The sequence below is a fragment of the Pseudomonas sp. 05L36 genome (genome assembly GCF_056398125.1).
Genome location: NZ_JBFTOU010000060.1, coordinates 1 through 8,569 on the forward strand (window position 1 = coordinate 1; position 8,569 = coordinate 8,569).

At 59.1% G+C, this 8,569-nt stretch carries 8 protein-coding genes and 1 pseudogene; 8 read left to right on the plus strand and 1 reads right to left on the minus strand.

The features are described 5' to 3' along the window. The first annotated feature begins 345 nt into the window (after positions 1-345). Entirely contained in the window at positions 346-1,458 is a 1,113-nt protein-coding gene (locus AC1DKH_RS29935) for a CapA family protein (RefSeq protein WP_477800181.1), read from the plus strand. 166 nt (positions 1,459-1,624) lie between these two features. Here AC1DKH_RS29935 and AC1DKH_RS29940 read toward each other — a convergent pair whose 3' ends face one another. Next, positions 1,625-2,671 (minus strand): ornithine cyclodeaminase, encoded by a 1,047-nt coding sequence (locus AC1DKH_RS29940; RefSeq protein WP_477800182.1) that lies wholly within the window; start codon positions 2,669-2,671, stop codon positions 1,625-1,627. 529 nt (positions 2,672-3,200) lie between these two features. Between AC1DKH_RS29940 and AC1DKH_RS29945 the strand changes: the two genes are divergently transcribed. From AC1DKH_RS29945 to AC1DKH_RS29975, 7 genes and pseudogenes are all read left to right on the plus strand, one after another. Next, the gene (locus AC1DKH_RS29945) at positions 3,201-3,980 is read left to right on the plus strand and encodes a transporter substrate-binding domain-containing protein (RefSeq protein ID WP_477800183.1); all 780 of its coding nucleotides are present in this window, start codon (positions 3,201-3,203) and stop codon (positions 3,978-3,980) included. 59 nt (positions 3,981-4,039) lie between these two features. Beyond that, positions 4,040-4,765 carry an ABC transporter permease gene (locus tag AC1DKH_RS29950; RefSeq protein WP_477800184.1) on the plus strand — a complete coding sequence of 242 codons (726 nt, stop codon included), beginning with the start codon at positions 4,040-4,042 and terminating at the stop codon, positions 4,763-4,765. Next, entirely contained in the window at positions 4,762-5,472 is a 711-nt protein-coding gene (locus AC1DKH_RS29955; RefSeq protein WP_477800185.1) for an ABC transporter permease, read from the plus strand. Before AC1DKH_RS29950 ends, AC1DKH_RS29955 begins: the two co-directional genes overlap by 4 nt. A 56-nt stretch (positions 5,473-5,528) precedes the next feature. After that, the gene (locus AC1DKH_RS29960) at positions 5,529-6,290 is read left to right on the plus strand and encodes an ABC transporter ATP-binding protein (RefSeq protein ID WP_007986657.1); all 762 of its coding nucleotides are present in this window, start codon (positions 5,529-5,531) and stop codon (positions 6,288-6,290) included. 12 nt (positions 6,291-6,302) lie between these two features. Continuing rightward, positions 6,303-6,782 (plus strand): Lrp/AsnC family transcriptional regulator, encoded by a 480-nt coding sequence (locus AC1DKH_RS29965; RefSeq protein WP_007974731.1) that lies wholly within the window; start codon positions 6,303-6,305, stop codon positions 6,780-6,782. Between the two features lie 218 nt (positions 6,783-7,000). Further along, on the plus strand, positions 7,001-7,939 hold the full coding sequence (gene ctlX / locus AC1DKH_RS29970) for a citrulline utilization hydrolase CtlX (protein ID WP_477800186.1): 939 nt from the start codon (positions 7,001-7,003) through the stop codon (positions 7,937-7,939). Positions 7,940-8,480: 541 nt separating this feature from the next. Then, positions 8,481-8,569 (plus strand): annotated as a pseudogene (locus tag AC1DKH_RS29975) (glutamine amidotransferase); the annotation flags it as partial.

Consider the following 8,569-nt stretch of genomic DNA (forward strand, 5'->3'; position numbering starts at 1 on the left):
AACCCGGCATCCATGCCGGGTTGCCCACTGCGCAGAACCTGCGCTCGGCCTCACGAGGGGGCGTGCACCGCAACAGCACCGCGAGGCGAGCTAACGCTCGACCTCGTTGTTTGGTGGTGCACGCGTTCCCCTGTAGGAGCTGCCGGAGGCTGCGATCTTTTGATCTTGCTTTTGCGATCTGGAGATTGCTGAAGATTAAGATCAAAAAGATCGTCCGAACGCGGCCCGAACCTTCGGCAGCCCCTACAGATATTTCGTTATATGTGCTCCCCGGGATTGCGTGAAGAACCAATAATAAGCCGGGGGATGGAAACATCCCCCCCGACTTATATTCGGGAGGGTGCCATGGCAGCTGTTACCGATACGCTTAAGCTGTTTCTCTGCGGCGACGTCATGACTGCCCGCGGCATCGACGCAGTACTGCCGCATCCTGGCGATCCGCGGCTTTACGAAGCTTACGTCAAGAATGCCGGCGATTACGTCCGGCTGGCAGAACGAGTCAATGGCTCGATTCCCCGCCCAGTCGATTTCACCTATGTCTGGGGCGCTGCGCTGGATGAGTTCGAACTTCGCCAGCCACACGCACGCATCATCAATCTGGAAACTGCGGTGTCCCGCCGCGGACGACCGGAGCCAAAGGGCATCAATTACCGCATGAGCCCGGAAAACTTTCCGGTCATCAGCGCAGCCGGCATCGACTGCTGCGTGCTGGCCAACAACCATGTGCTGGACTGGGGGGCAGCCGGCCTGGCCGATACGCTGGAGACCCTGGCGAGCAATGGTATGTGCAGCGCCGGCGCCGGAAACAACCGGCAATCTGCCGAAGCGCCCGCCGTGTTGCTGCAGCCTGACGGGCGGCGCTTGCTGGTGTTTGGCCTCGGCGCACCCGACAGCGGCATTGCGTCGGACTGGGCCGCCACGGATAAGGGCGCGGGCGTCGCGCGGCTGGAGGATCTGTCGATGCAAAGCCTGCACCATGTGGCCAAACGGATTCTCGAGGGCAAAAAACCGCGGGATCTGGTGGTCGCCTCCATTCACTGGGGCGGCAACTGGGGGTTCGATATCCCGCGCGAGCAGCTCCGGTTCGCCCATGCCTTGATCGACGAGGCCGGAGTTGACGTGGTGCACGGGCATTCCTCGCACCACGTCAAAGGCATCGAGGTGTACCGAGAACGCCTGATTCTCTATGGCTGCGGTGATCTTCTGAACGATTACGAAGGCATCGAGGGCTACACAGCCTTTCGCGGCGACCTGGGGCTTCTATACTTTGCCTCGCTGGACCCGGGCGGGCACCTGCAGTCGCTGGACTTGATACCCACCCGCCTGTGTCGCTTTCGCATCTGTCGCGCTGAAGGGGATGACCGTCAATGGCTGCACGACACCCTTTCTCGCGAGTGCGCACGCTTGGGCAGTAGCATCCAGCCGGGCGCGAAAAATGCCTTTGAGTTGCGTTGGTGAGCCCCTTTGGCGGCTCGGCACTCGATTGCTTCGGGTGGCGTTCCGACGATGGACTGAAGGACGGCGCGTTTATTCAGAAAACACGCGTTATCGTTAACGTCCATCGCGAGCAGGCTCGCTCCCACAGGGTTTAGCCTGCGCACCTTCTTTGAAGTGTCGAGTGGTATTAAGCCCGAAGCCTTACATCGTCAGTTGCCGAAGGCTGCAGCAGCGAGAACAGGTTCTTGGGATCTTGCAGCTCTGGCACCAGCTGGATGTCGCTGCCAATGTCGAGCATTCGTGCAACATCCAGCACATAGCGCAAGGCAGAGTAGTCCTCGATGGCGAAGCCGACCGAGTCGAACAAAGTGACTTCCTCGGCATGCTGGCGACCTTGGGTCTGACCATTGATGACTTTCCAGAACTCGATAACCGGTGAGTCGACGGGCATCTGCTGAATTTCGCCTTCAATGCGGCTTTGCGGTTCGTACTCAACCATGACCCGCGCACGCTCGACGATGTCCCGGTGCAGTTCGGTCTTGCCGGGGCAGTCGCCGCCCACGGCGTTGAGGTGCATCCCGGGCTCGATCATCTCAGGCGTTAAAATCGTTGCGTAGGCCTTGTCGGCCGTGACCGTGGTCACGATATCGGCGCCACGTACCGCTTGCGCGACGCTATTGGCAACGGTCACCTGTATGGCGGGGTAGGCCCGCAGATTGGCCACCAGCTTCGCCGTTGCCGCTGGATCGATGTCGTAGAGACTGATTTCAGTAATGCCTAGCAGTGTATGAAATGCCAGGGCCTGGAATTCGCTCTGTGAGCCATTGCCGATAAGTGCCATTCGGCGACTGTCCGGTCGGGCGAGGTAGCGGGCTGCGAGCGCAGAAGTGGCAGCGGTGCGAATGGCGGTCGTCAGCGTCATTTCACTCAGTAACACAGGCTTGCCAGTATCGACGTCTCCCAGTGCACCAAAGGCCATGACCGTCAGCATGCCATTGTGGGTGTTCTTCGGATGTCCATTGACATACTTGAAGGCGTAGAGCGAGGCATCAGACACGGGCATCAACTCGATGACGCCCTCGGGTGAGTGGTTCGCCAGGCGCGCGCATTTTTCGAAATCCGGCCAGCGTACGTAGTCTTCGCGGATGTACTCGGCCATTTCGATCAGGCAACGCGGCAAGCTTTTTTCCTGGACGAGGCGGCTCAGATCATTGACGTCAATGTAACGGGTCATATTGGGTTCCTTTGGGCGATTTTTGGTGTGCCGGTCTGGACTATTGTCGAGGCAATTCAGAGAAGATTTCGGCCAATACTGACCCTGGATACAGCAAGAGAAGTCGAAAAACAGCGAGCGCACAGCGCAATCGGCGAAGTGACAGTCACCGCAGTATCGTCATGCAGATGAAGAAGGCCGCAAAGACAAGCACATTCCTGTGCCGCTCCCTTAAAGCGGGGACACAGTGACTTGCTGCGACGACAGCATCGGCTGTGAAAGCCATTCGTTCAGCACAGGCACGCTGTTTGAACCCGGGGTTACGACACCAGCACCGTCCCGGCAATTGGCATTCTGATGGTCCGTTTCAAGCGCTTGTCGTTCGCCGTTTGAGATGGAGTACAACTCCGACGACTGGCAGCTTCCAGTCGAAAACAACAACAAAAACGGCTGCGGTGAAGACCGCATCGACTCTCTGCCCCTGTCAAAAAGTGTGGTCCGACGCAGGCGCCGGATCGCGATAAATCCAAATAATCCGGGACTCAAGAAAATGAACATCAAATGGCTGACTTTGCCGGCACTCGCGTTGCTGTGCTGCGCCACGGGCGCCAGTGCCAAGGAATGGAAGGAGCTGCGATTTGGCGTCAACCCAAGCTACCCACCCTTTGAATCCACCACGGCCGATGGTGGGGTCCAGGGCTTCGGCGTGGATCTGGGCAATGCAATATGTGTCGAGCTGAAGCTGACCTGCGTGTGGGTCAGCAATGATTTCGACGGGCTGATTCCGGGGCTCAAGGCCGGCAAATTCGATGCCATCGAATCTTCGATGACCGTTACCGACGCGCGCAAAAAACAGATCGACTTTACCGATCGCCTGTACGCCGGACCGACCGCCATCGTTACCCGCAAAGACTCCGGACTGCTGCCCACCGCCGAGTCGCTGCGCGGCAAAACCATCGGTTACATGCAGGGCACGATTCAGGAAACCTACGCCAAGGCCAAACTGGCGCCGGGCGGGGTGAAACTGCGGGCCTATCAGAATCAGGATCAGGTCTATGCCGACCTGGTATTTGGCCGTCTCGATGCGTCGATCCAGGACAAGCTGCAAGCGCAGATGAGTTTCCTGGCCTCGCCACAAGGGGCGGACTTCCACAACAGTGAAGGCATCAGCGACCCGTTGGTGCCGGCGGAAATCGCCATTGGTGTGCGCAAGGACAACGAAGAGCTCAAAGGCATGCTCAACACCGCCATCAAGGCCCTGCACGACAAGGGCATCTACGCGCAGATCCAGCAGAAACACTTCGGTGACCTGGACCTCTACAACAACTGATCCTCGCGCCCCGGTCGCTGTGTCGCAGCGACCGGGGCGCATCAAGACAGGTGACTGGCGTGAATTCCTTCCTGAATATTCTGGGGCTCGACTTTTCGGCCCTGCAAGGCTATGGCCCTTTGTTACTGCACGGCACCTGGGTCACCCTCAAACTGTCGGCGCTCGCGCTTCTGGTGAGCATGGCGCTGGGGCTGCTCGGCGCGGCGGCCAAGCTGTCGCCGCTGAAGCTGTTGAATCTACCGGCGACCTTTTACACGACGCTGATCCGTGGCGTGCCCGACCTGGTGCTGATGCTGCTGATTTTCTACAGCCTGCAAGGCTGGCTCAGCGCCCTGACCGAGGCCATGGGCTGGCCCTACATGGAAATCGACCCGTTCGTGGCCGGCATCATCACCCTTGGTTTCATCTACGGTGCGTATTTCACCGAGACCTTTCGCGGGGCGATTCTGAGTGTGCCACGCGGGCAACAGGAAGCCGCGGCGTGCTTTGGCCTGAACCGCTGGCAGCGCTTTCGTTTCGTGGTGTTCCCGCAAATGATGCGTTTCGCCTTGCCGAGCCTGGGCAACAACTGGCTGGTGCTGCTCAAGGCCACGGCGCTGGTATCGATCATCGGTTTGTCGGACCTGGTCAAAATCGCCCAGGAGGCCGGCAAAAGCACGTTCAACATGCTTGATTTCCTGCTGCTGGCCGCAGCGCTTTACCTGCTGATCACCAGCGCTTCGAACTACGTTTTGCGCGTGTTGGAACGGCGCTACAACCAGGGTGTACGGGGGATGGCGCGATGATCGAGTTGATTGCCGAATACTGGAAGCCCTTTCTGTTCAGCGACGGCGAGACCCTCACCGGGTTGGCCATGACCTTGTGGTTGCTGGTGGCGAGTATTGCCATGGGCTTTTTCCTGTCGTTGCCCCTGGCGATTTTGCGCGTCTCGCGCTTGGGCGTTTTGCGTTGGCCGGTTCAGTTGTTTACCTACATCTTTCGCGGCACGCCGTTGTATATCCAGTTGCTGATTTGCTACAGCGGGATCTACGGCATTGCTGTGGTCCGTTCGCAGCCATTGCTCGAAGCGTTTTTCCGCGACGCAATGAATTGCACTTTGCTGGCGTTCACCCTCAACACCTGCGCCTACACCGTGGAAATCTTCGCCGGAGCGATCCGCAGCATTCCCTACGGTGAAATCGAAGCGGCACATGCCTATGGCCTCAGTGGCTGGCGCCTGTACCTGCAACTGATCCTGCCTTCGGCGCTGCGCCGCGCGCTGCCGTACTACAGCAACGAAGTGATCCTGATGTTGCACGCGACTTCGGTGGCGTTCACCGCAACGATTCCGGACATCCTGAAAATCGCCCGGGACGCCAACGCCGCGACCTTCATGACGTTTCAGGCCTTCGGCATTGCCGGTCTGCTGTACCTCGTGCTGTCGTTCGGGCTGGTCGGCGCGTTCCGCCTGGCGGAGAAGCGCTGGCTGAGCTTTCTCGGTCCGGCCCACTGATTTCCATCATTTATCCAGAGCGGCGCCGATAAGTGTGCCGCTCCAGGAGTATTCGCATGTACAAACTCACGGTTGAAAATCTGTATAAACGTTTTGGTGACAACGAAGTGCTCAAGGGCGTCTCGTTGAACGCGCGGGCAGGGGACGTGGTGAGCATGATCGGCGCCAGCGGTTCGGGTAAAAGCACCATGCTGCGCTGCATCAACTTTCTGGAACGGGCCGACGAAGGCGCTATTGCTCTGGATGGCGAGCGAGTCCTCACCCGTCAGGGCGTCGGTGGCATGCGTGTCGCCAACCCGAAGCAGTTGCAGCGCTTGCGCACGCGACTGGCGATGGTGTTCCAGCATTTCAATCTGTGGAGCCACCTGACCGTGCTGGAGAACATCGTGCTGGCGCCGTGTCGAGTCCTGGGCATGAGTCGCAAGGCCGCCGAGGAGAGCGCGCGGGCGTATCTGGACAAGGTCGGCTTGCCGCAACGGGTGGCCGATCAGTACCCGGCGTTTCTGTCGGGCGGGCAGCAGCAACGGGTGGCGATTGCCCGTGCCCTGGCGGTGGAACCGGAAATCCTGTTGTTCGACGAGCCAACCTCGGCGCTCGACCCGGAACTGGTGGGTGAAGTGCTGAAAGTGATTCAGGCACTGGCCGAAGAAGGCAGGACCATGTTGATGGTGACCCACGAAATGGGATTTGCCCGGCAGGTCTCAAGCCAAGTGTTGTTCTTGCATCAGGGGCGGGTCGAAGAGCAGGGCGATGCTACGATACTCGACCGGCCGAACAGTGAACGTTTGCAGCAATTTCTATCGGGTCGTTTGAAGTGAGGCGAGGCGTACATGGCGGATATCCGCGATCTGTCGATCGTGCTTGATCGTATCGATCAGGCAATCATTGAAGTGTTGCGCCACGAAGGGCGCATCACTTACCAAAAGCTCTCCGAGCGCGTGCACCTGACCCCCAGGCCTTGTCTGGAACGGGTACGCAAGCTGGAACAGCTTGGGGTCATTCGCGGCTATGGTGCGATTCTCGATGAGAAGAAACTGACGCCGGGCTTGTCGTTGCTGGTGCTGGTGGCGTTGTCGAACCAGAGCGGACGCGCAGCGCAAAAGGCCTTCGAAGCCAAGGTCCGCGCCTGCCCGCAGGTGCTGGAATGTCGTCTGATCAGCGGCGCGTTCGACTACAGCCTGCGCATGCGCTGCCGTGACATGGAGCATTACCGGGTGTTGACCGAAGTCTGGTTTGACGACCCGGATTTGCACATCGACAAACTGGTCAGCCACCCGGAGCTGGCGATGGTCAAGACCACCATGGAATAGATCAAAAGATCGCAGCCTGCGGCAGCTCCTACTTTGGAATGCGTATCCTTGTAGGAGCTGCCGCAGGCTGCGATCTTTTGCTTTCCGACCCTCACCGAATCGGCTGGGCAACCAGCAATCTTCAGCCGTTTTCATCAGCGCAAAAGCCGTTATCAACCGGTTTTTCCCACCTCGAAACAGACAATGAGCCTCTCTCGACCCTCATTGAGTCTGTGCCCATGCAAACCACCAATACGGTTTTAATGATTCGCCCGACACGTTTCTCCTTCAATCAGGACACGGCGGCGAACAACCGTTTCCAGCGTCCGGCAACCGTTGCCGAAGACGTACAACTCAAGGCCCTGGCCGAGTTCGATGGCTATGTTGACGCGTTGCGTCGGCACGACGTTGAAGTCCTGGTGCACAACGATCGCGAAGCGCCGCATACCCCGGACTCGATCTTCCCCAACAACTGGTGGAGCAGCCACCCGGATGGCACCTTGGTCCTGTATCCGATGCAGGGCCACAACCGGCGTCTGGAGCGGGACAAGGGTGTACTCGACGGGTTGCTGGGCGAATACCATGTCGAGCAGTTGCTGGACCTGTCCAGCCTCGAAGAGCAAGAGGTTTTCCTCGAGGGCACCGGCAGCATGGTCCTGGATCGGCAACAGCGGATCTGCTACGCCGGGTACTCGACCCGCACCCACGCCCGGGCACTGGATCAACTGGTCACCCATCTGGGCTATGAACTGTGTGCGTTCAACGCGGTGGACCGCCAAGGCGTGGCGATTTATCACACCAACGTCATGATGAGTGTCGGCACCCGTGTGGCGGTGGTTTGCCTGGCGTCCGTGCCCCATCCGGGTGAACGTGCGGCGCTGCGTAATCGGCTCGAAACCAGCGGCAAACAGGTCATCGCCTTGAACTGGGCGCAGCTGGAGTCCTTTGCCGGCAACATGCTCGAAGTGCACAACGCAGCGGGCGAGCCGCTGCTGGTGATGTCGCGCACAGCCTGGCAATCCCTGGACGCCGATCAGCGTCGCTTGATCGAAGCTCACACCACGCCGTTGCCGGTGAACATCGACACCATCGAGCGCATCGGTGGCGGCAGCGCGCGCTGCATGCTGGCCGAGGTGTTTCTGCCCAGGCATTCGTCCAGCCAGGAACAAGTGCGATGATCGTCCGCCAGAGTTTCGCCGGCGCTTCGGTGACCAGGTCATTGCGCAAATGCGCGATTACTCGGACGAAGAGGGGGTTTCACCGTTCTGAGAAGCTCTGGGACGGCACTCTTGTTTGATCCATAACCGTCAGTTTGCCGATTGCCGGATCATTGCGGCAGTGGCGCGAGTTGCAGTCGGTACGCTGATTGTCGACGCTCAAGTCGCCAAGGCGTTGGACTTGAGTGCGGGGGGAGCGCGGTGAATGGAGCTTGCGCCAGCTGGACTTCGGGCGGCTCTGGATATGATAAACCGGCTTAGCCGCATAGCCTGAACCGCCGTATACGAAACCGAATGTACGGTATGTGAGAGGACGGCGGATGTAAATCCGCCTCCTGCTCGATTTCTGCACGGGGCACCTGTTTGCCACTGCCCAACGATTGCTTGTGGCCGACTTCTGCCTTCCACGACCGGCTGAAACCGACCCAATATAGATAGTCCGTCCCTTGATGTATGTTTGTTGTCGCCATATGTTATTGGCATTCATGGAGGATTCTGACTGATGGCACGAGTGGGATTGATACTGACACCCGGTTTTGCGGACTGGGAATATGCTTTCATTGCTGGAACTGCGTCCCCGTTTTACGGGAT

Excerpts from the sequence above, each read along its gene's own strand:
- AC1DKH_RS29935 (WP_477800181.1), top strand. The coding sequence starts at position 346 with ATGGCAGCTGTTACCGATACGCTTAAGCTGTTTCTCTGCGGCGACGTC.
- AC1DKH_RS29940 (WP_477800182.1), bottom strand. The coding sequence starts at position 2,671 with ATGACCCGTTACATTGACGTCAATGATCTGAGCCGCCTCGTCCAGGAA.
- AC1DKH_RS29945 (WP_477800183.1), top strand. The coding sequence starts at position 3,201 with ATGAACATCAAATGGCTGACTTTGCCGGCACTCGCGTTGCTGTGCTGC.
- AC1DKH_RS29955 (WP_477800185.1), top strand. The coding sequence starts at position 4,762 with ATGATCGAGTTGATTGCCGAATACTGGAAGCCCTTTCTGTTCAGCGAC.
- AC1DKH_RS29960 (WP_007986657.1), top strand. The coding sequence starts at position 5,529 with ATGTACAAACTCACGGTTGAAAATCTGTATAAACGTTTTGGTGACAAC.
- AC1DKH_RS29965 (WP_007974731.1), top strand. The coding sequence starts at position 6,303 with ATGGCGGATATCCGCGATCTGTCGATCGTGCTTGATCGTATCGATCAG.
- ctlX (WP_477800186.1), top strand. The coding sequence starts at position 7,001 with ATGCAAACCACCAATACGGTTTTAATGATTCGCCCGACACGTTTCTCC.